Below are 1,196 nucleotides of genomic sequence, written 5' to 3'. Positions count from 1 at the left end.
AAGTCGCTTGTATGTTTGACGGCGGCGAGTCAGAAAGGGCTTGCCGGGGTGGAGGGACCTTAGCCGCATCTGGCCGTAGGCACAGACCGTGGGAGATATCGTCCCGCCCCTCACCGCACATGCCTATAAGGAATCTATCGGCACTGACCGACGATTTGAGGCAAGCCAGCATTCCGGTGAGCTCCCGGCAAGCACTCATCACGATAGGCCGGAGGATGTGCCATGGCAATGCAAGTGATTCATCTGTTGGTCGGTGTCGACGTCGCTAAGGCCACGTTGGCCATCGCCACGTCCGAAGCGCAGGACGTCATGACCCTGGCCAATGAACCGAAGGTGATCCGGGCGTGGCTCAAAACACTGACGAGCCCAGCGTGCTTGGCGGTCGAGGCCACGAATCTGTTTCATCTCTCGTTGATCGAACAGGCCCATGCCTTGGGCCATACGGTCTACGTCGTCGATGGCTACCGTCTCAAGCAGTACCGCGAAAGCATCGGCGGGCGCGCTAAGACCGATGTCACCGACGCGCGTTTGTTGCGGCGTTACCTCAAAAACGAGCGTCAGGACTTGCGTCCCTGGAGTCCGCCGCCCAAGGGTTATGCCCTCCTTCAACGCCTGTTGCGGCGGCGAGCCGTATTGACCCAGGCCAAGACGACGCTGCGGCAGAGCCTGGCCTGCCTGCCGGAACTCAAAACCGCCACGCGGGCTCTACTGCGCCACATGGCGCGGATGGACGCGTTGATCAAGAAACGCATCGGGCAGGCCCTGATCGACCTCCAATGGCAGGCACAGGCCAAGCGCTGTCAGGCCATCGAAGGCATTGGTCCGGTGACCAGCGCGGCCTTGACGATGATCTATCACCGCGGTGCCTTCGTCGGCGCGGATGCCTTCATCGCCTTCATGGGGATGGACGTCAGAGTGCGCGACTCGGGCACCTTTCGCGGTCGTCGCAAGCTCACCAAGCGCGGCGATCCGGAGCTGCGCCGCCTCCTGTACCTGGCCGCCATGAGCGCTCGCCGGTCCATCATCTGGCAAGGCTTCTACGAGCGCGCCATCGCGCGCGGCTTAACCCCGACTCAGGCGCTCGTGGCCCTAGCTCGCAAGCTCGCCCGTATCGCCTTCGCACTGCTCAAGACCGATTCGCAGTATCAACCCAAATTACCCCAAACCACTTGCATGCAAACATAGAATCTCCCACA

At 61.7% G+C, this 1,196-nt stretch carries 1 protein-coding gene; it reads left to right on the top strand.

The genetic code is table 11. From position 1 onward, the window contains the following. Positions 1-222: 222 nt before the first annotated feature. The gene (locus HDE77_RS20235) at positions 223-1,185 is read left to right on the top strand and encodes an IS110 family transposase (RefSeq protein WP_184419724.1); all 963 of its coding nucleotides are present in this window, start codon (positions 223-225) and stop codon (positions 1,183-1,185) included. Positions 1,186-1,196 lie beyond the last annotated feature (11 nt).

Source organism: Rhodanobacter sp. MP7CTX1, from assembly GCF_014205795.1.
Lineage (GTDB): Bacteria > Pseudomonadota > Gammaproteobacteria > Xanthomonadales > Rhodanobacteraceae > Rhodanobacter.
This window is presented reverse-complemented; position numbering and strand designations above follow the sequence as displayed.